At 42.0% G+C, this 19,327-nt stretch carries 19 protein-coding genes and 1 tRNA gene; 8 read left to right on the top strand and 12 right to left on the bottom strand.

Annotation, left to right across the window (positions count from 1 at the left end):
* Positions 1–35 precede the first annotated feature (35 nt).
* Positions 36–728: a 16S rRNA (uracil(1498)-N(3))-methyltransferase gene (locus IKB69_RS06250; RefSeq protein ID WP_290947463.1), complete on the bottom strand. Its 693-nt coding sequence runs from the start codon at positions 726–728 to the stop codon at positions 36–38.
* Positions 728–1,147, bottom strand: coding sequence for a hypothetical protein (locus IKB69_RS06255; RefSeq protein ID WP_290947466.1), 420 nt, complete (start codon positions 1,145–1,147; stop codon positions 728–730). Before IKB69_RS06255 ends, IKB69_RS06250 begins: the two co-directional genes overlap by 1 nt.
* 93 nt (positions 1,148–1,240) lie before the next feature.
* Here IKB69_RS06255 and hemH point away from each other — a divergent pair, with 93 nt between their 5' ends.
* Genes hemH through IKB69_RS06280 form a run of 5 tightly spaced genes read left to right on the top strand, consistent with a single transcriptional unit; the run spans position 1,241 to position 7,437 of the window.
* Complete coding sequence (gene hemH / locus IKB69_RS06260) at positions 1,241–2,227, top strand: ferrochelatase (protein WP_290947469.1); 987 nt, start codon at positions 1,241–1,243, stop codon at positions 2,225–2,227.
* A gap of 9 nt (positions 2,228–2,236) precedes the next feature.
* Entirely contained in the window at positions 2,237–2,821 is a 585-nt protein-coding gene (locus tag IKB69_RS06265) for a thioredoxin fold domain-containing protein (protein ID WP_290947472.1), read from the top strand.
* A 24-nt stretch (positions 2,822–2,845) separates the two neighbouring features.
* Positions 2,846–5,926: a cytochrome c biogenesis protein CcsA gene (ccsA, locus tag IKB69_RS06270; RefSeq protein ID WP_290947475.1), complete on the top strand. Its 3,081-nt coding sequence runs from the start codon at positions 2,846–2,848 to the stop codon at positions 5,924–5,926.
* Position 5,927: 1 nt separating this feature from the next.
* Entirely contained in the window at positions 5,928–6,992 is a 1,065-nt protein-coding gene (locus tag IKB69_RS06275) for a hypothetical protein (RefSeq protein ID WP_290947479.1), read from the top strand.
* Positions 6,922–7,437 (top strand): hypothetical protein, encoded by a 516-nt coding sequence (locus IKB69_RS06280; protein WP_290947482.1) that lies wholly within the window; start codon positions 6,922–6,924, stop codon positions 7,435–7,437. The genes IKB69_RS06275 and IKB69_RS06280 overlap by 71 nt, the downstream gene beginning before the upstream one ends.
* A 121-nt stretch (positions 7,438–7,558) precedes the next feature.
* Here the strand turns inward: IKB69_RS06280 and IKB69_RS06285 are convergent, their stop codons facing one another.
* The 6 genes from IKB69_RS06285 to IKB69_RS06310 form a co-directional block, all read right to left on the bottom strand.
* Positions 7,559–7,699, bottom strand: a complete 141-nt coding sequence (locus IKB69_RS06285) for a hypothetical protein (protein ID WP_290947485.1) — start codon at positions 7,697–7,699, stop codon at positions 7,559–7,561.
* Positions 7,700–8,095: 396 nt separating this feature from the next.
* Complete coding sequence (locus IKB69_RS06290; RefSeq protein WP_363240332.1) at positions 8,096–8,380, bottom strand: DUF5710 domain-containing protein; 285 nt, start codon at positions 8,378–8,380, stop codon at positions 8,096–8,098.
* A gap of 204 nt (positions 8,381–8,584) precedes the next feature.
* On the bottom strand, positions 8,585–8,908 hold the full coding sequence (locus IKB69_RS06295) for a hypothetical protein (RefSeq protein WP_290947488.1): 324 nt from the start codon (positions 8,906–8,908) through the stop codon (positions 8,585–8,587).
* 318 nt (positions 8,909–9,226) lie between these two features.
* Positions 9,227–9,317, bottom strand: a tRNA-Ser gene (locus tag IKB69_RS06300).
* 49 nt (positions 9,318–9,366) lie between these two features.
* A complete protein-coding gene (carA, locus tag IKB69_RS06305) occupies positions 9,367–10,524 on the bottom strand; it encodes a glutamine-hydrolyzing carbamoyl-phosphate synthase small subunit (protein ID WP_290947491.1) in 1,158 nt (385 codons plus the stop codon).
* 18 nt (positions 10,525–10,542) lie between these two features.
* Positions 10,543–11,094, bottom strand: coding sequence for a DUF507 family protein (locus IKB69_RS06310; RefSeq protein ID WP_290947495.1), 552 nt, complete (start codon positions 11,092–11,094; stop codon positions 10,543–10,545).
* 19 nt (positions 11,095–11,113) lie between these two features.
* On the opposite strand from IKB69_RS06310, the gene IKB69_RS06315 reads away from it, so the two are divergent.
* Positions 11,114–11,293 carry a hypothetical protein gene (locus IKB69_RS06315; protein WP_290947498.1) on the top strand — a complete coding sequence of 60 codons (180 nt, stop codon included), beginning with the start codon at positions 11,114–11,116 and terminating at the stop codon, positions 11,291–11,293.
* Here IKB69_RS06315 and prpD read toward each other — a convergent pair.
* The 4 genes from prpD to IKB69_RS06335 form a co-directional block, all read right to left on the bottom strand.
* On the bottom strand, positions 11,236–12,690 hold the full coding sequence (prpD, locus tag IKB69_RS06320; protein ID WP_290947501.1) for a 2-methylcitrate dehydratase: 1,455 nt from the start codon (positions 12,688–12,690) through the stop codon (positions 11,236–11,238). The genes IKB69_RS06315 and prpD overlap by 58 nt on opposite strands.
* Positions 12,691–13,037: 347 nt before the next feature.
* Positions 13,038–14,192 (bottom strand): 2-methylcitrate synthase, encoded by a 1,155-nt coding sequence (gene prpC, locus IKB69_RS06325; protein ID WP_290947504.1) that lies wholly within the window; start codon positions 14,190–14,192, stop codon positions 13,038–13,040.
* Positions 14,193–14,213: 21 nt separating this feature from the next.
* A complete protein-coding gene (prpB, locus tag IKB69_RS06330) occupies positions 14,214–15,092 on the bottom strand; it encodes a methylisocitrate lyase (RefSeq protein ID WP_290947507.1) in 879 nt (292 codons plus the stop codon).
* A 22-nt stretch (positions 15,093–15,114) separates the two neighbouring features.
* Positions 15,115–17,028: a propionyl-CoA synthetase gene (locus IKB69_RS06335; RefSeq protein ID WP_290947509.1), complete on the bottom strand. Its 1,914-nt coding sequence runs from the start codon at positions 17,026–17,028 to the stop codon at positions 15,115–15,117.
* A 175-nt stretch (positions 17,029–17,203) separates the two neighbouring features.
* Here IKB69_RS06335 and IKB69_RS06340 point away from each other — a divergent pair, with 175 nt between their 5' ends.
* Together IKB69_RS06340 and recA are read left to right on the top strand one after the other, a co-directional pair.
* Positions 17,204–18,136, top strand: a complete 933-nt coding sequence (locus tag IKB69_RS06340) for a hypothetical protein (RefSeq protein ID WP_290947511.1) — start codon at positions 17,204–17,206, stop codon at positions 18,134–18,136.
* 145 nt (positions 18,137–18,281) lie between these two features.
* Positions 18,282–19,319 (top strand): recombinase RecA, encoded by a 1,038-nt coding sequence (gene recA, locus IKB69_RS06345; RefSeq protein ID WP_290947514.1) that lies wholly within the window; start codon positions 18,282–18,284, stop codon positions 19,317–19,319.
* Positions 19,320–19,327 lie beyond the last annotated feature (8 nt).

The following is a 19,327-nucleotide window of genomic DNA, read 5'->3' on the forward strand; positions in this document are numbered from 1 at the left end:
AATAGTCATTGAGCAATTAAAGCCTAGCCACCAGCCTACAGAGCCTTTGCCAGCAGGGTGAGCACAGCAGTTTGCGAGCGCAAAATCAAGCCTGTGTCAAATGCCACGATCTCACGCCCAGCAAAAAGCTCTCGCTCCCTTTGGCTAAAGCCCCCTTCAGCACCAATTAGCACCCCAGAATCTAGCCTAATGCTAGATTCTGGCGCACCGCTAGCCACATCGCAAAGCACTTTACCACCAAAATCTAGCACCAACGCCCTAGGATACTTCTCTAGCGCACTCTGCGTATCTGCTAGAATCTCCACTTCGCATAGATCGCTACGCCCGCACTGCTCACACGAGCCAATGAGAATCCTTCTCACTCGCTCTTCATCAATACTCTGCCCCCTTTGAGAAAAGTCCGCCCAGAAGAGACTAAGCCTACTAAGCCCTAGCTCATTTAGACTAGGCAGAGACTTTTCTATCGTCTTACTCTGTGTAATCGCCCAGATGATATGCGTGCGCTTGTGTGGCGCATTTGGCGCGATCTGGCTAGATTCTAACCTAAGCCCAGCACATCGCTTGCTAATAGACTCTACCTTGTAGGTATAAAGTCTATCATCGCGCAAATTTCTTAGAGTGAGATTATGCGTAGCCTTGCTTCGGCGTGCGCTAAAGATATGCGTAAAGCTCTCGCCCTCAAGCACAAGAGATTGTGCCCCAGCTTCAGCGTGGAAGACAAATTGCATTACACAATGATCCGCAGGCTAAAAAGCAACACCAAGCATAACTCTATGCTATAAACCCACTTGCAAAATGCAATATACTTGCGCATTAGCCCTTCATCAGTTCTAGCTAGTTTAAGCCTTTTTAGGCGCACTATCTCCGTAGCAAAAATCAGCACCATAAGCACGATCATTAGCTCAATCTGCCAAGTCATATACCATTGCCTACTTGCTAAGATAAATACCCCACTAAAACTCCCTATCGCCACAAGTAGAAAAATGATAGGCATAACAAACCATAGCTTGATAATCACCTTTTGATAAGTCTTGTAAGTAAAAAGTGTATAGAGATTGATAAGAAAGGGAATGGGAAAAAATGCCATAAAAAAAGCGTGGAAAAACACCATATCATTAAATGCCTTTGCGACCATATCGACTTCCATACAACACTCCTGCTCCATAAATATGCTTGTATTAATTTTAGCATATTATTATTTCAATCCCTTTATTAAGAATAACGACAAGGACCACTCTAGATGACTCAAGCCACCCCACACAAACGCGCTGTTATTTTGCTCAATATGGGTGGTCCTACAAATATCGCTGGGGTAGAGAGCTTTTTGCAAAGTATTTTTAGCGATCCGCTTATTTTGCGTATCAAAAGCCGCTTTATACGCAAAATGGTAGGCTCGATCATCATCGCTAAACGCCTAGAATCTGTCAAGCAAAACTACCAGAAAATCGGTGGCTGCTCTCCCCTACCAGCATACACCTTTGCCCTGTGCAAACAGCTTGAAAAGCTAGATTCTAGCCTTGTTGCCACCTATGTTATGCGCTATACACCGCCCCTAGCCCTTGATGTTTTGCGTTCTTTGCGTGATTCTGGGATTGATGATATTGTGCTTTTTAGTATGTATCCGCAGTTTTCTACTACTACGACTCAATCCTCTCTCCTTGATATACACACCAACCTGCGAGCTCTCTCCTATAATCCCAGAATTAGTGTCATTGAGAACTTTCACGATTATGTGCCATTTTATGAGCTAATTGCTGATACCATCACCACTACACTTGGAACACGCAAGCCACAAGACTTCACGCTCATTCTCTCTGCTCATTCTCTCCCCCAAAAAATAGTCGATCAAGGAGATCCCTATCCTAAGCAATGTCAAAAGGGTGTAGAAATCTTACGCGAGATATTTGCGCAAAGAGATATAGAGTTTGCTAATATCGTACTAGCTTACCAGTCAAAAGTCGGTCCTATGCGCTGGCTTGAGCCTTTCACAAGCGACACTATCGCAAATGCTAGCGGACAAAACCTAATCATCTACCCCATAGCTTTTACTATAGACAATGCTGAGACCATCTATGAGCTAGGCATTGAGTATAAAGATCTAGCAGAGCGAGTGGGTGTGAAAGAGTATCTCCTATGCCCTTGCATGAACGATAGCCTGCCCTTTGCTAAGATGATCTACGCACTGCTACAAGAAAAAGCTTTATGTTCTAGCTCCACTCCATCATAAAGGACACCTATGCTCCCTATACGATCACTCACATTCCACATAGTCTGCACCATCGCTTTGTGTGGCATGCTTTGTGGCTGTAAGGATAGTGAAAATACTACCCTACAAGCAAATGATCTGGACAAAAAAACTTACGCAGGCTTGGAAGATGTTTTTTTAGATACTGGTGTAATTGAAACAAAGGGCAAGTATATGCTCCTAGTCTTTGGGGCAAATGGTTGCACCTACTGCGAAAATCTAAAAAGCGACATCAAAGCCCAACTAAATCTACGCGAAAAGCTAAAAGATTTTAGTGCCTATTATATCAACACGAGCTACAGCAAGCTCCATACATTCCGCATAGGCGAGGGTGCAATGCTACAAGAGCACTCAATCCCCACGCGCAAGCTCGCTGAAATCTACCGCATAGGACCCACGCCAACTCTTGTCTTTGCCACAAAAGATGGTAAGACGATTCTCACCTATCCAAGCTATCTCCCACCAAAACAATTTAGCGCACTGCTAGATTTTATTGCACAAGGCTCGTGGCAGAAAGCAAATGGCGATGAGAGACAAATTGCCACAATGTTACAAGAGCACTTGCAAGCACTCTAACACTTTTGCTATTAAAGGAATGCAATGAAAGATTCTATCCACTCTAGTCCCACTGCGATCCCCAAACTCCTTGCGACAATGACTAAGGCTTTTTACTCCTTTACAGTTATTTTGCCTATGATATTTTTCTACGCAGTTTCGTGCGCAATTGCCACATTTATAGAGAATGATTATGGATCGAGCGCGGCGTATGCGATCGTTTATGGCTCATGGTGGTTTATGCTACTGCATATTTATCTTGCCATTGCCTTAGTGGTTAGCTTTATCCACTCTTGCGCCTACAAACGCAAGAAATACGCATCTATGCTTTTACATAGCTCATTTGTCGTCATTATTATTGGGGCTGGGATTACAAGATATTTTGGCACAGAGGGAATGATGTGGATACAAGAGGGCAAAAGTACAAATTTCTACTACTCTAATGATAACTACATCAATATCGCTGCGCTTGATGATACCTGGCAGAAAGACTACGCCTACATTCCAGCAAATATTAGCGTGTTTAAAGGTTTATTTTCTTCCTCTAGCATTAATGCTAAGGCAATGATTTTTGACAAGCCTGTAGAGATTATCTCTAAAGAAATAGCCTTACTTCCTAATACCAATGTAAAAAATGCCCCAATGCTCTTGCAGCTACTTGTCTCTTACAACGGCGAGACAAAGTCTATCACACTTACCGGAGGCAATGGATTCTCCAACGAGCAAACAGCAGCGCGCGAAGAAATCGGTGGTATGAAAATGAGCTTCCACTGGGGATCTAGACGCGTGGAGTTGCCATTTGCCCTGCGACTGCTAGAATTTGAGAAAAAGACTTATGCCGGTACGGACAATCCATCTTCTTATGCTTCAGAAGTAGAAGTGCTAGATGCACAGGGTGCTATCATTAAACCTTTTAGGATTTTTATGAATAATGTCCTAGATTTTGGTGGCTATCGATTCTATCAAAGTGATTACTACTTCAATGAAGAGGAAAGCAACTACACAAGCGTGCTTTCTGTCAATCACGATCCGGGTAAAATGCCCACCTATATAGGCTACACGATGCTAATTATCGGGGCATTATGGCTACTATTTGACAAAAATGGTCGTTTTATGCAACTAGCGCGCTTTGTATCTAGCCAGAATCTCGCGCAAAAAAGCGTACTTTCTCTTATGCTTGCTCTAGGAGTATTTTGCAGCCCAAATCTCCACGCCCAAGATCCAAATATAAAAACTCACGGCAACAATGGAGCCCCACTTGTAGAGACGAGTTTGCCCCATCCAAATATACAAGATTCTAGCAAGACAAAAGAGCAAGATACCGAGTTGCCTGATAATCTCGCGCAATTTCTTGCTGAGAGATCCCTGCTTAAAGAGCAAACACAAGCCTTTATGCGTGCGTGGGAAGATTTACGCAAGCTCCCAGATACCATTGATCCAGCACATAGACAAGAGCGGCTGGTACTTTTGCGTGATAATGCTAGAGAGTTTGCCTCCCGCCTTAGCAGAATTCAAATCCAAGACTATGCCGGTAGGATCCAACCTCTTGACACGATGGCTATGCACATTATGCACAAAATTTCTAGAAAAAACGGCTTTGAAGGACTTAGCAATATTCAAACGATAATGGGTGCTATGATATTCCCAAATGACTTTGCAAGCGCGAAACTTATCCGTACCAAAACTCCAAAACTACGCACAATCTTAGAAGCACCAAAAAATGAAGCCTATGTGTCGTTTATGGATATATATGATAAGCAAACAGGAGAATCTAAACTGCATAATTACTTCGCCGATGCTCAACACAAAGGAGAGAGTCAATGGAATGAATTTGACAAAGATGTGCGCAAAGTAACAGAGAGTTATGAAATTTTAAAAAGTGTGCAAAATCTCATATTCTTGCGAATTTTCCCAGACCCTAAAACAAAGCGGTGGTTTTCTGTAACAGAGTTGACTTATCTCTATCTACAAGGGCAAATTCCAAAGCAGCAGTATGAAGAAATGATGCACGCAATGGATTCTATGATGAATGCGCTTTTTATGGGTATGATTCTTGGCGTTACCACAAACTCGTGGGAGCTTGGAATCTCCGCATTAAAAAGCCTAGAATCTTACCAAGAGCAAAATGGTGGGCAAGATTATGTCAATCCTAGTCGCATAGAGTGGGAAATCACACTAAACCACTACAACATCTTTGAGATGCTCGCACTGCCTTATGTACTCTTGGGACTAATGGGACTTATCATTGTGCTTGTTTATATCTATAAAGACTGCGCTGTGCCTAAGAGAATCTATCAGGCATTTTTCGCGCTCATTACACTATGTGTTGTTGCGCACACGCTTGGACTTATCGTGCGCTGGTATGTCTCTGGACACTCTCCATGGAGCAATGCGTATGAATCTATGATTTATATCGCGTGGGCTTCTGGGATCGCTGGAGTGGTGTTTTTCCCACGTTTTATGCTAGCCCTTTGTGCGACAAGCTTTTTCTCTGGGGCGTGCTTGCTTGTCGCCCATCTAGGCTATATGGATCCGCAGATCCAAGATTTAGTCCCTGTTTTACAATCTTATTGGCTTAATATCCATGTCTCTGTCATTACAGCAAGTTATGGATTCTTGGGACTTTGCTTTGTGCTTGGAGTTTTTACGCTTGTGCTTTTTGTCTTGCGCAAGGCACACAAGCCAAATATCGATAAAGCCATTATTTCCATTAATGCAATTAATGAAATGACAATGATGCTTGGGATTTTTATGCTAACAATTGGGAACTTTCTAGGCGCGATTTGGGCAAATGAGTCTTGGGGACGATACTGGGGCTGGGACCCTAAAGAGACTTGGGCACTTATCACTATTGGGATCTATGCAATTGTCTTGCACTTGCGATTTATGAGATTTGCTAATATGTCATTTTTGTTTGCTGCAAGCAGTGTGGTGGCATTTTATAGCGTGCTAATGACATATTTTGGCGTGAATTATTATCTAGCGGGTAAGCACTCTTATGCTGGTGGCGATCCTATCCCTGTGCCGTGGGAGATGTATGGGTTTATCGCCATTACACTAGCACTGATTGTCATCGCTAGTTTTAAAAGAACCCTGCCCACACCAGATATTACTAAACAGGAGTAGTATGTATCGCGCGCTTACTTGGGTGGGAGTGTTTGCTTTATGTAGCACTCTAACTCTTGGAGGACTGCTTTTTACCAAAATTGGCAACACGATCTTACTCCCCTTTGCCCAAAGCACACTCAACCACTTCCTACCATTTCAAGTGCAGCTACAAAATCTTACCATTGCATTAGGCTCTGTGCGCACAGATTTTACAATCAACAAAACGATTGCCATTGCACTAGAAGGCGAGTATTCCATAAGTGGTAGCATTAATATGACCGCTAGAGTCCATACACTAGATTCTAATGGTAATTTTGATAGCTCTCCATCACTTGGCTATCTCTCGCTTCAAGGTAGCGCAATAAACTACACCATACAATCTCTCCCAATACCCAAAGATCTCAAAGCACAATCAAACACATTTAAGCTATTTGCTCGTATGAAGCTATTGTGCATACAGGATTATGCCATCGAGCTGCGTGCTGTACCTGTGAAGCAATTGGAGCAGTTTTTTGGCATAGATATTGGCACACAAGGCGCGATCTCCATCTTTGCTCAAGCAGAATCTAGTACTCTACAACTACGCGCTCAAAGCGATGAGTTTTATTTTGGTGGGTTTGCTATGCGTATTAACAATCTCTATTACAAGCGCGATAAGTCACGCCAAGAGCTAGCTGGTACACTCACCCTAAGTCAAGAGACCTTCTCCCTGCTTGGCGCCAGTGATAATGAGACACTACAAACAGCAATTTACTCTTCGCTCCAAACACCTATTGCTTCTGTGCAAACGCGGATTATTGACAAAACTCTAGCGTATAATTTGCACATCACTAATCTCACCGCACTTGGCAGTGCATTTGGCATTGATATAAATGGCAAGCTAGAACTACAAGGCAAAATTAGCGTAGATAATGAAATCGCCTTTAGTGCCACTAGCTCATCTTTTGGCGGAGTAAGCGCACTTACTTTGAAAAAAAAATACCCTAACATTCAATGGCGAAAATCTCTCACTTATGCGTATCTTACAGCTAGCAAAAGCTCCTGCAATTTTAGACTCTACACTTATGGTAACAAGTGTCTATAATCTCGCTTTCCACAAAGGCACAATCACTATCAAAGGGCAAAACTTTGTCATCTTGCTTGATGATCTTGAAACTTATGGTTTAGAAGCATTTGATACGCGAAATAATGCACAAGATGCTTGGGGGGTTGGGTTTGAAAATGCTAGAGCGGATTCTACTATCTCGCTAGATGGGCAGCTAGAACACGCACAAATCGACGCACAAGTCACTATAAAAACACCTAATCAAAGCCTGCACACAAGTAAATGCATGATCAACCTAGCTACACAATCGCTTGATATAGAGCTTTTGGAGTCTTCAATCAAGCTACAAGGGAAACTTAGTCAAATACAAGCACCATTAATAAACACAGGGCAGACAACACAAGAAGATCTGCAAGCGATCTATGAGAATCAAGAAACGATGCAAGAAGAAGTTGAGCAAAAACAAGAAAATCTAGGAATTTAGAAAGTGGCGGACAGAGCGTAGCGGACTAAAGCTATAAAATTGATAGCGATATTATTTTTTACCTTTCCCTTATGCTTGCCTATAATAACTGGGGTTGGTGGCATTTCAACGCTGGCAATCATTAAAGCACATCGGCTAACTGATTATCGCCTACGCTTCGCACTAAAAACACGAATGAAACGCCAAAAGCAAGTAGCAAGCACGATCTCAAAAACACACCAACTTCTTTATTTGGAGTATTAACTGCCTTTTGCGCTAACATAAAGGCTTTGAAAACCCACGCAGGGCCAAGTCCTACTAAGACAATTTTGAAAATTTGACTTTATCTCTCAAGGTTTTTGCTTTTGAACTTGACTTGAGCTTGACTAGTAGGCTCTCTTTGTGGCTCTTGCTTTGATTACATCGCCATACAGATATTATCCCTTATCTCTTGCATATGTATATAGCCTTGCAATATTGGCTTTGCATCTGTTTTATAGCTTTTATTGTCTTTTTCCACTTCATAGTTAGCCTTTAAATCGCTAACTCTTGGGAATGCGTAATCTAAATCACTTATTTTTGCTTCTAGGGCATTATTGTGAGATTTTAGAGCTTCATATTCTGCTTTGATAGCTTTTTTAAATCCACAATCTCTCCCTTGTGTTTCTCTTGTAGTGTTTTAATATCGGTACGCACCTTTATAACTTGCTTCGCGACTTTCTAATAAATCTTGTGCGGTATTGAACTTATGTCTTAAGCTATCAAATGCTTCATCTTGTTGTGCTATTTTCTCGTGTAGCTCTACGATTTCTTGGGACTTTGTCTTAAAGTTTGGTAGCCGCCATTTAGTAAAGAGGGCAGAATCCACTTGTGGTATATACCATTGCTTTTTATCTATATCCCACTTAGTTCCTAGCTTATTAGCTTCGTCTTTTTTAGTATATGGGACATTGAGATAGATTATCTCGCTTCTATCACTTGTGAGCTTGGGGGCGTTTTCTTTTTTATTCTCTTATTCTTGTTTGATATTTTGTTCTATCTCCAATCCCTCAAGCTCTTTGGCTTGTGCTTTATGGCGATATTGGCAATGATTTAAATGATAAGCCCCTATAAGATGCTTATCGATGCCACGTCCATACCCAATATTTGCAAGACTTCAGTTTTAAAATCACTTAATACTTTTTGATTGACTTGTGCCACCTATTCTTTCTAGTATTTTTTCTAGCGCGATAAACTCAAAATGCGTGTGGTGATTGATTACTAGAGATGCGGGATCGCCTTTGGCATTTTTAGGACAACATCCTTCATCTCTGTGGATAGCAATTTGGTGGCATTGGAATCCATATTTAGACTTAAAATGCCTTGTTGCCGATTCTAAAACTTGCATTGTAACTTGATAAGAGCCTACGGAATGACCATAATCTTTGGCTTTAAATTTTGGAACTCTTTTGCTTTTGTTGGATTCATAGACTTCTGCGGCTTTTTGTATCATTTGCTCCTTAAGCCCTAGGCTTCACAGCCATTCTATTGACTTCAAAGTCTCTATCTTTGATATATTCTGCTCTCAATGAGTGGCAATTGTACATTAAATTGTTTTTATGCTTTTAAGTTAATACAAGAGAATAGTTGAGAGCGTGCGCGTAATACAATATGTGCGAAAAATTTACCTTTCCCTCATACTCTCCCATAAAAACTAAAGTTTTTTACAAATGTTTCGATGCAACAAGCAAAAAAGTAAAAGGTCAAATTTCGATCAATAGGGTATTTGCTGACATTTTTGCAAAAAAGTGAGAATGCAATAAATACGAAGTGGCGGACAGAGAGGGATTTGAACCCTCGAGACCCGGTTAAGATCTGCACCCTTAGCAGGGGTGTGGTTTCAGCCACTCACCCATCTGTCCCTAAGTGAAATAAGGGACAAATTGTAGAACAAAACTAATAAAACAAACCTTAACGGCTTGTAACTCGCCTTTGCTCATCAATAAGCATGGCAAACTGCTCAAAAATATTGCGAGACTCTCTAGGTCCGGGGCTTGCCTCTGGGTGATGCTGCACAGAAAAAATCGGTGCATTTTTATACGCGACTCCTTCAATGGTATCATCAAAGAGATTTCTATGTGTTACAACAGCAATTTGCTCAATGGATTCTGGGACACAATAATTGTGGTTTTGCGATGTAATCTCCACAGAATCATTCGTAAGATTTTTTACAGGGTGATTGCCGCCGTGGTGCCCAAACTTTAGTTTGTAAGTTTCATACCCATGTGCAAGTGCTAGAAGCTGATGCCCTAAGCAAATCCCAAACATAGGGATTTTTGCTTCTATGAGCTGCTTGATCTCGCTCACTTCTTTAGAGAGCATCTTAGGATCGCCCGGACCATTTGACAAAAATACTCCATCAATCTCCCCTTGCGCAAATGCCTCTACAATCTCCTTAGCACAAAAATTATGTGGATAAACCACCACTTCAAGACCTACACTCACAAGCTCATTTAAAATATTTCGCTTGGTACCAAAATCAATAACGGCCACTTTGTGGCGCGTAGTAGGTGCACTATAAGAAAGACTGGAAAAATCAAATACGCCATCTTTATGTGTAAAGCGCGTAGTTGTAGAGATATTTTTAATATAGTTTTGTTGCTCAATCGATGGAGATTCTCGCAAAATTCTAGCCAACTCATTTCTATCACTAATTTCATTAGAGACAACAATCATCATCGAGCCTTGCGTGCGGATCATTTTCACAAGAGCGCGTGTATCCACACCACAAACCCCAAGAGCATTACGCTTATCAAGAAAGTCTTTTAGGCTCTCTTGTGCGCGAAAATTTGAGGCAATATTATTGTAGTGGCGCACTATAACGCCTGAAGCAAACACTGCTCTACTTTCACAATCTTGGTCATTTACACCAACTATACCAATCTCTGGCATAGTAAAAACGATAAACTGCCCCGCATAGCTAGGATCCGTGATGATCTCTTGATAGCCACTTAGTGAAGTATTGAACACGATTTCCCCCACCATTGTCCCACTTCCAGAAAATGTCTGCGCACCAAAATACAAGCCATTAGCACAATACACCCAAGCCGGTCTTATGCCATCTGCCATATCATCTCCTTAGCTAGGCTACACAAAGCCTTTTTTGCGCAACTCTTCTTCATAGAGCTTGTCATAAATCAGCTCATACTCATCTGTCCCAACAAGCAATTTTCTCTTATAATTTTTGATTTTTTCGATAATTTCATCTTGAATATCATCGTGCATTTTGGCAAAGCTATCAATAGCTTTAAAAATAATATTTTTGATTTGATTTTTATTGACACTAAATTGCACATACTTTTTCTGAAGCAATGTATCTAAAATCCTATGTGAAAGGGCGTTATATCGATCATCCCAAAAGAGTAAAAACCGCCGCTCATCAGCAATCTGCCGCTTAATCATACCAAAGAGCTTGCGCTCATCAACGCGCAAAAACTCGACTTCACTTTGATTTTTTTCAAGCAATTCTTGCGCCTTTTGATCGATAGCCAGCTCATCTTTCACATCAGCTTCAAGAATATCTTTTGCTACCTTTGCGATGCTCTCAATAGGAACCTGCAAAGCAAGCAAGCTAGAATTGTATAAATCAAGTGCAATTTTATTGGCAATATACCCAGTTTGATTAAGTCGCAAGCGCATAGTACAACCTTGGATAAGAATGCGTTATTATAGCATTATTTACAACAATGAAAACATCTTGCCACTAGAATGTGTAAGATTACTTGAAGAGTTCTCGCTAGGTAGAATCCAGCCTAAGATTCTACCTAAGAAGCTTAAAGATTACAGAGCAAACAAATCGCTAAATTCATTAAATGCCATAGATTCTAGCTTGGTCTGATCCTCACACACCGCCTTAATCTGCTCACATTTTTTGGGGCTAAGTTTTAGAGCAATATTGCGTTCAAACTTAGCTACAAGCACTGGGATTCCTTCACTTCTTCGGCGTTTATGCCCGATAGGATATTCCACCTCTACCTTTTCACTCTTGCTACCATCTTTGTAGAAAATCTGCACCGCGTTGGCAATGGAGCGTTTATCAGCTTCTAAATACTCGCGTGTATATCGGTCATCTACTTCTACCACCATTTTATCACGCAGAGCGTCAATGCGTTTATCACTTGCCACAGAGTCCTCATAATCTTCAGCAGTTAGTCGTCCAAACACCAGTGGCACAGCCACCATATACTGAATGCAGTGGTCTCTATCGGCTGGGTTTGCAAGCTCACCAACTTTATTGATGATTCTATGTCCAGATTCTTGAGTGGTAATCACAATTTTTTCAATAGAATCTAGCTTATCTTTGACCTCATTATGTAATTTCAAAGCACATTCTACCGCCGTTTGTGCGTGGAACTCTGCTGGGAAGCTAATTTTAAATAACACATTCTCCATTACATAACTGCCGAATTCTTGTGGGATAGTAAGCTTTTTACCTCTCATTTTCACATCTTCAAATCCCCAAAAATCCGCACTTAACGCACTTGGATAGCCCATTTCTCCGCTTAAGGCTTTTAGAGCGAGATTTACACCCCTTGAGCTCGCATCACCTGCTGCCCAGCTTTTGCGTGAGCCTGTATTTGGTGCGTGGCGATATGTCCGCAAAGCACCACCATCAATGAATGCGTGGCTTACTGCATTTCGCACTTCTTCAAAGCTTCCACCAAGCATAGCACACGCTACTGCAGTAGAAGCGATTCTAACAAGCAATACATGGTCTAGCCCCACTTTGTTAAAGCAGTTCTCTAGCGCCAGCACACCTTGAATCTCGTGAGCCTTAATCATCGCGCTTAGCACATCTTTAACCTTCAAAGGCTCTTTGCCCTCTGCAATATTTTTGCGACTTAGATAGTCCGCTACCGCCCAAATTGCCCCTAGATTATCACTTGGGTGCCCCCACTCCGCGGCTAACCAAGTGTCATTAAAGTCAAGCCATCTAACCATTGCTCCCACATTAAATGCCGCTCTCTCCGGCTCTAGCTGATAGCTAGTCCCGGGGATTTTTGCTCCCAATGGGCGAAACTCCGCTCCTTCTACAACAGGTCCCAAAAGCTTTGTGCAAGCTGGAAAATTTAGTGCCAAAAGTCCGCAACCTATGGTATCCATAAGGCAATATCTCGCCGTCTCATACGCTAAGGGAGAGTTAATCTTATACTCCAGTGCATAACGCGCAATTTTTGTTAGCAACTCATCAAATTCTGGTCGCTTTGTATCTAGTGTTCCCATATCAGCACTCATTGTGTTCTCCTTGTATTTAAAGTTAAAATTATGTCCGCCTTGTTTTGCGGTTAAAATTGTGGATTCTGCGTTCGCCAACTTCGGTGCTATCGCTTAAGATGGCTTCTTGTTGGCTCACTTGAAAACCACGATTTTTCTCACAAAACAAGGCGTAGCAGAAGATTTTTCAAATCAACTAGCCCTACTATTTATGTTATTTTAGAATCTATAAGTGACAAGATTCAAGCCACCCAAGAATTAAAGGTTTTGCAATGATTTTGTGGGTTGTCAAGTTGGAGACAAGGAAACTAGCTTAGCAAGGCAATAACCATGGCTGACAACACAGACCCCACAAAAGCGCACAAAAATTAACGCTTATCCATAGGTACAAATGTTTTATTGTCTGGTCCTGTATATTCCGAACTAGGACGGATGAGTTTGTTGTTCCCCCTTTGCTCAAAGATATGTGCCAACCACCCTGCCGTGCGCGAAAAGATAAAAATCGGCGTGAAATATGCTGTGGGAATCCCCATAAAGTGATATGCACTCGCACTATAAAAATCAAGATTTGGGAAAAGCTTTTTTTGTTCCCACATTACCTTTTCTATGGCTTCGCTGATTTGATATAGTCCTTTTGTGTCTTTCACATCTTCGCCCAGTCTTTTACTCCACTCTTTAATCACCACATTGCGTGGGTCTTTCTCCACATATACGCGATGCCCAAAGCCCATAATCTTATCTTTTCTAGCAAGTTTATCTAAGATTCCTTGTGTGGCTTGTTCAGGGCTAGAGAACTCTTCGATTAGCTCCATCGCCGCTTCATTTGCCCCTCCATGTAACGGTCCCCTCAATGCCCCAATTGCCCCTGTGATACCCGCATACACATCAGACATTGTCGCAGTAATCACCCTTGCAGTAAATGTAGAAGCGTTAAACTCGTGCTCTGCATAGAGAATAAGACTTGCGTGCATTGCCTTTACCCATAGCTCTTTTGGTTCTTTTTGGTGTAAAGATTCTAGGAAATATCCAGCGATAGAATCTTGCTTAGATTCTGTACTTATTTCCTTGCCATTTGTGTGATAGTGATGCCAAAAAGTCAGCACACTTGGGAAAATCCCTAAAAGCCTTGTGCCAATTCTTTGCTGATTTGGAAAAGATGCTTTAAACACATCATACTCTTCTCTCTCCAAACAACCAAGCGTAGAACACGCGCTTCGCATAATATCCATAGGGTGCGCGTCTTTTGGCAACAGCTTTAGCACTTCTTTTAGCTCTTTTGGTAAGCTCCTTGCGACAATTAGTTCTTTTTTGAAAGATTCTAACTCCGCTTTATTTGGTAGCTTTTCTTTCAAAAGCAAGTATGCTACTTCTTCAAACTCACAATGCTCTGCTAAATCATAAATATCATAGCCCCTATAATTTAGCCCGTGTCCTGTGCCACAAGTGCAAATTGCGGATTCTCCCGCACTTATTCCTGCTAGTCCGCCTACTTTTTTTGCTACTTTTTCTGTCGGTGCTGCCATAGATTCTCCTCTTCTTTGAAGTTATTTTTTGCTTTTAAAAAGTGTATCTAGCTTTTGCTCATACTCGTGGTAACCAAGCATTTCATACAGCTCATCACGGGTTTGCATAGAATCTATGCTATTTTTCTGTGAGCCATTATTGATAATATCTTTAAACACCGCTAGTGCTGCTTTATTCATCGCCCTTGCTGCTGAGAGTGGATAAAGCACCATAGAGATTCCTACATTTTTTAGCTCATCTTTTGTGAAATAAGGCGTTTTGCCAAACTCTGTAATATTTGCTAATACCGGCACTTTAATCACATCAGTAAATTGCTTATACTCTTCTAGTGTGTGTATTGCTTCAGCAAATATCATATCTGCCCCCGCTTCCACATATGCTAATGCTCTTTCAATCGCTGCATTCTGCCCTTCACTTGCGTGTGCATCAGTCCTTGCCATAACTACAAAGCTAGAATCTAGCTTGGCGTCCATTGCCGCTTTTATCCTATCACACATTTCTTCTTTGCTTACAAGCTCTTTATTTGGGCGGTGCCCACAGCGTTTTTGTGCGACTTGATCTTCTATATGGCAGCCTGCTGCACCACTTCGCGTTAGGTCCTTAATTGTCCGTGCGATATTAAAAGCCCCACCCCAGCCGGTATCCGCATCTACAAGCAAGGGTAAATCACTTACTGCTGTAATTCTGCGAACATCAATACACACATCTTCTAATGAGCTGATGCCAAGGTCAGGTACACCTAGGCTCATCGCCGCTAATGCTCCACCACTTAAGTAAAGGGCTTTTGCGCCACTTTTTTGCGCTTGTATGGCAGAATATGCGTTAATCACACCTACAATTTGCAAAGGATTATTATCCTTTAATGCTTCTCTAAATCTCTGTCCTGCTGTTTTTATCATTTCTTTCTCCTTTGATTTGAGATTAGGACTTTGCAATCGCTTCTTTAGGCTTTGGATAGCCAAGATTCTCTAATGCCTTTTGTATCTCCGGCAAGACATTAGAGTCTTCAATCGTGCTAGGCGTTTTCCATTCATTGCCATCGGCAATATCGCGCATTGTGCCCCGCAGGATTTTACCACTTCTCGTTTTTGGCAGCCTTGCTACCACTGCTACAATATGTAATGAAGCCACGGCACCAATCTCTTCTCTCACAAGTTGCACGACCCCTTCACACAAGCTTTGCGCATCTCTTTCTAGCCCATCTTTTAGCACGACAAAAGCTAGTGGAATCTCTCCTTTTAATTCGTCATTCACACCAATGACTGCACACTCTGCAATATCTGGGTGTTTAGAAATAGCCTCTTCCATACCACCCGTTGAAAGTCTATGTCCTGCGACATTAATGACCCCATCCATTCGCCCCATTACAAACACATAGCCGTCTTTATCAATATAGCCACTATCACCGGTGAGATAGTAGCCCGGGTAATGATTAAGATAAGAGTTTTTATACCTTGTGTCATCACCCCAGATTCCCATTAGACACGCGGGTGGCAAAGGTAGTTTAATCACAAGATTCCCCAGCTTTCCAGCCTTGCACTCTTTGCCATTTTCATCTAGCACTTTTAGATTAAATCCGGGCATTGGCTTCGTGGGAGAACCCGGCTTTATTGGCATTTGCTCTAGTCCTATCGGATTTGCTGCTATTGCCCAGCCTGTTTCTGTCTGCCACCAGTGGTCAATCACAGGCTTTTTGACTAGCTTTTCAATCCATTTTAGTGTATCACTATCGCATCGCTCCCCAGCGACAAAGACTGCCCTAAGCGAGCTAATGTCATGTTTTTTCAGCCACTCACCCTTAGCATCTTCTTTTTTAATCGCTCTAAATGCAGTAGGTGCAGAAAATAAAATATTGACTTTATATTCTTCCACCACACGCCAAAATGCCCCCGGATTTGGTGTTTTAACTGGCTTACCTTCGTACACAATTGTCGTGCAGCCATTCATCAAAGTCCCATACACAATGTAGCTATGCCCTACAACCCAGCCTACATCGCTTGCCGCCCAAAAAACATCACCAGGCTTTGCATTGTAGATATTGTCCATTGACCACTTCATTGCCACAGAATGCCCACCATTACTGCGGATAACACCCTTTGGTTTCCCAGTGGTCCCAGAAGTATAAAGCACATAAAGCGGATCAGTTGCATCAACAGGCACACACTCAACCGGCTCTGTTTTCTCTTCTTCACTCTCCCAATCCACATCACGCCAAGGTAGCATATTGGCCCGCTCTTGTGGGCGTTGCCAAATAAGGCAAGTGGTAGGCTTATGGCTAGAGCTTTTAATGGCTTCATCTAAGATGGGCTTATACTTTATTACGCGAGAAATCTCTATTCCACACGAAGCACTCATAATCACGCGCGGCTTTGCATCTTCAATCCTAGCGGCTAGCTCGTGTGCAGCAAATCCACCAAAGACAACGCTATGAATCGCCCCAATCCTAGCACAAGCAAGCATTGCAATCACTGCTTCTGGAATCATAGGCATATAGATAAGCACTCTATCACCTTTTACCACGCCTTTATTGACTAAGATTCCAGCCGTTTTTGCCACTCTCGTGCGCAGCTCTTTATAAGTGTAGGACTTTTTTGTATCCGTTACAGGTGAATCATAATGCAATGCCACTTGATCGCCCCTACCATTTTCAATATACAAATCAAGGGCGTTATAGCAAGTATTCATACAGCCACCTACAAACCACCGATAATGATCATTTACAACATCAAGCACTTTATCCCATTCATGATACCAATGCACTTTTTTAGCGGCTTCCGCCCAAAAGGCTTCTGGATTCTCAACGGATTGTTTATACACTTCTTGATATGTGGGCATCCTACCTCCTTTGAAAAGTTTTGGCTAGGGGTTTATTCTAGCTAGAATGTTGGGATTTGTTATGAACAATTTTTGCGTTTTTAGAGTTACACTTTGGACATAAATAACATAATTGAACAATTTTTGTGCAATTATTGTAAGATACTACCAAAATCTATACATCAAAGTAGGCATTATGGCATTTACTACATTAGAAAGACTCATCACTATTTACCAAAACTCCGGCTTAAGCGTGTCAAAATTTGCTCAAATCATCGGTAAGGACAGACGCACGCTCACCTCGTGGATTGATAAAAGTGTTACAAAAGCACCGCAAGCAGAAGTGCTTAATGCCATTAACACTTTCTTTCGCTATCCCAACAGAATCTGGGAGCAAGACTGCGATGAAGATGAGTTTATCTCACTTCTTAAAGCCTTGCCACAAAGTGAGATAACAATCATAGACAAAGGCTATGAAGGGGGATTAGAATATATTTTAGAGAAAGAGTCTAAAAGACGCTTTGTAATCCACCCTCGCTTCCCCTCTCCTGCTTACCGCGATAAAGTTGTTACCTTTCCCTACAAGTTTGGTAACTCATCTCGCGCAGAAGCATTGCGCAAAGTCCGCTATGAGCGAATGCTAGAGCATAGCTTTGAAAGCATAGAGTGGCATAGCATAGAGTCTTTGCTTCGCTTTGGATTCTGCCCTATTGGAAATCTTTTCACACCAAATGAGCGTATAAGTATGCTTGAGCTGATGCTACAAAGCCTAGAAGATAACTACAACAAATCCTTATATTTCTTTGATTCTTATAGTGCTAAACTCTTTGGGATTGATAGCGTCTATCTCTCGTTATTGCCAGATGATGGACTGATGTTTCTAAAAATGCCCATAGATTCTATGATCTTAGAGATCAACAACGCCACCTTAGTGCAAAGAATCCATAAGCACTTCACCTCGCCTAGCCACGCCCCAAAACACACACAAAGCCAGCATAGTCTGCACATTGTACGCACACTTATAGATACACTCAAAAGCCGTGGCGATCTCCTAAGCTTTTGTGAAGTCATCGCAACATCCACGCCATATAGCACGCTTTTTTCTAATAATATCCAGCAAGCTCAATAGTATAGCCCAAGTGTCCTAGACCTAGAATCTAGGCGGACAAGCATTAAGGAAAATTTGATAAAAACTAGCTTATAATCCAGCCCTTTACACTAAGGTCAGAGCGCAAGATCACACCCCAAAATCATAACTTAAATTAAGGATTTTTATGGCAATGGATGAAAACAAAAAGAAAGCAATTGATTTAGCATTAAAGCAAATCGATAAAGCCTTTGGTAAAGGCGCGCTTGTTAGGCTTGGCGATAAGCAGGTGGAGAAGGTGGATTCTATCGCGACAGGCTCACTTGGGCTTGATATGGCACTAGGGATTGGGGGTGTGCCAAAAGGACGCATTATTGAAATATATGGACCAGAATCTAGCGGGAAAACGACACTTTCACTACAAGTTGTCGCGGAGTGTCAGAAAAATGGCGGTATCGCAGCCTTTATCGATGCGGAGCACGCTCTTGATGTGTATTATGCCAAAAAGCTAGGGGTCGATACGGAAAATCTTCTGGTCTCCCAACCTGACAATGGTGAGCAGGCATTAGAGATTTTAGAGACACTTACGCGTAGCGGCGCGGTGGATTTGGTGGTTATCGATTCTGTAGCAGCCCTTACACCAAAAGCAGAGATTGACGGCGATATGGGCGATCAGCATGTAGGCTTGCAAGCACGCCTTATGAGCCACGCTTTGCGCAAAATTACGGGCGCGTTGCACAAGATGAATACCACGCTTATTTTTATCAATCAAATTCGTATGAAAATCGGTATGATGGGTTATGGTAGCCCAGAGACTACCACAGGTGGGAATGCGCTTAAATTCTACGCAAGCGTGCGCATAGACATTCGCCGCATCGCATCACTCAAGCAAAATGAGCAACATATTGGCAATCGTGTCAAAGCAAAGGTTGTCAAAAACAAAGTTGCCCCACCTTTTAGGGAAGCAGAGTTTGACATTATGTTTGGTGAGGGGATTAGTAAAGAGGGGGAGATCATCGACTATGGTGTAAAACTTGATCTCATCGATAAAAGTGGCGCGTGGCTTAGCTACAAGGATCAAAAACTAGGGCAAGGCAGAGAAAACGCTAAACTTCTGCTTAAAGAAAACATAGCTCTAGCCCAAGAGATCACTCAAAAAATCAAAGAGCAAATTGGCACAAGTGAAGAAATTCTCCCTCTTCCAGACGAGCTAGAATCTAACTAACTTATAGG

The organism is Helicobacter sp. (assembly GCF_017502485.1).
GTDB lineage: Bacteria > Campylobacterota > Campylobacteria > Campylobacterales > Helicobacteraceae > Helicobacter_B.

Bases quoted from the DNA above. Each gene is read 5' to 3' on its own strand.
- ccsA (WP_290947475.1), top strand. From the start codon at position 2,846: ATGAAAGATTCTATCCACTCTAGTCCCACTGCGATCCCCAAACTCCTT.
- carA (WP_290947491.1), bottom strand. From the start codon at position 10,524: ATGGCAGATGGCATAAGACCGGCTTGGGTGTATTGTGCTAATGGCTTG.
- IKB69_RS06295 (WP_290947488.1), bottom strand. From the start codon at position 8,908: ATGATACAAAAAGCCGCAGAAGTCTATGAATCCAACAAAAGCAAAAGA.
- IKB69_RS06280 (WP_290947482.1), top strand. From the start codon at position 6,922: ATGCGTATCTTACAGCTAGCAAAAGCTCCTGCAATTTTAGACTCTACA.
- IKB69_RS06250 (WP_290947463.1), bottom strand. From the start codon at position 728: ATGCAATTTGTCTTCCACGCTGAAGCTGGGGCACAATCTCTTGTGCTT.
- IKB69_RS06310 (WP_290947495.1), bottom strand. From the start codon at position 11,094: ATGCGCTTGCGACTTAATCAAACTGGGTATATTGCCAATAAAATTGCA.
- IKB69_RS06255 (WP_290947466.1), bottom strand. From the start codon at position 1,147: ATGGAAGTCGATATGGTCGCAAAGGCATTTAATGATATGGTGTTTTTC.
- prpC (WP_290947504.1), bottom strand. From the start codon at position 14,192: ATGGCAGCACCGACAGAAAAAGTAGCAAAAAAAGTAGGCGGACTAGCA.
- prpB (WP_290947507.1), bottom strand. From the start codon at position 15,092: ATGATAAAAACAGCAGGACAGAGATTTAGAGAAGCATTAAAGGATAAT.
- IKB69_RS06315 (WP_290947498.1), top strand. From the start codon at position 11,114: ATGCGTTATTATAGCATTATTTACAACAATGAAAACATCTTGCCACTA.
- IKB69_RS06275 (WP_290947479.1), top strand. From the start codon at position 5,928: ATGTATCGCGCGCTTACTTGGGTGGGAGTGTTTGCTTTATGTAGCACT.
- IKB69_RS06340 (WP_290947511.1), top strand. From the start codon at position 17,204: ATGGCATTTACTACATTAGAAAGACTCATCACTATTTACCAAAACTCC.
- recA (WP_290947514.1), top strand. From the start codon at position 18,282: ATGGCAATGGATGAAAACAAAAAGAAAGCAATTGATTTAGCATTAAAG.
- IKB69_RS06265 (WP_290947472.1), top strand. From the start codon at position 2,237: ATGCTCCCTATACGATCACTCACATTCCACATAGTCTGCACCATCGCT.
- prpD (WP_290947501.1), bottom strand. From the start codon at position 12,690: ATGAGTGCTGATATGGGAACACTAGATACAAAGCGACCAGAATTTGAT.
- IKB69_RS06335 (WP_290947509.1), bottom strand. From the start codon at position 17,028: ATGCCCACATATCAAGAAGTGTATAAACAATCCGTTGAGAATCCAGAA.
- IKB69_RS06285 (WP_290947485.1), bottom strand. From the start codon at position 7,699: ATGTTAGCGCAAAAGGCAGTTAATACTCCAAATAAAGAAGTTGGTGTG.
- hemH (WP_290947469.1), top strand. From the start codon at position 1,241: ATGACTCAAGCCACCCCACACAAACGCGCTGTTATTTTGCTCAATATG.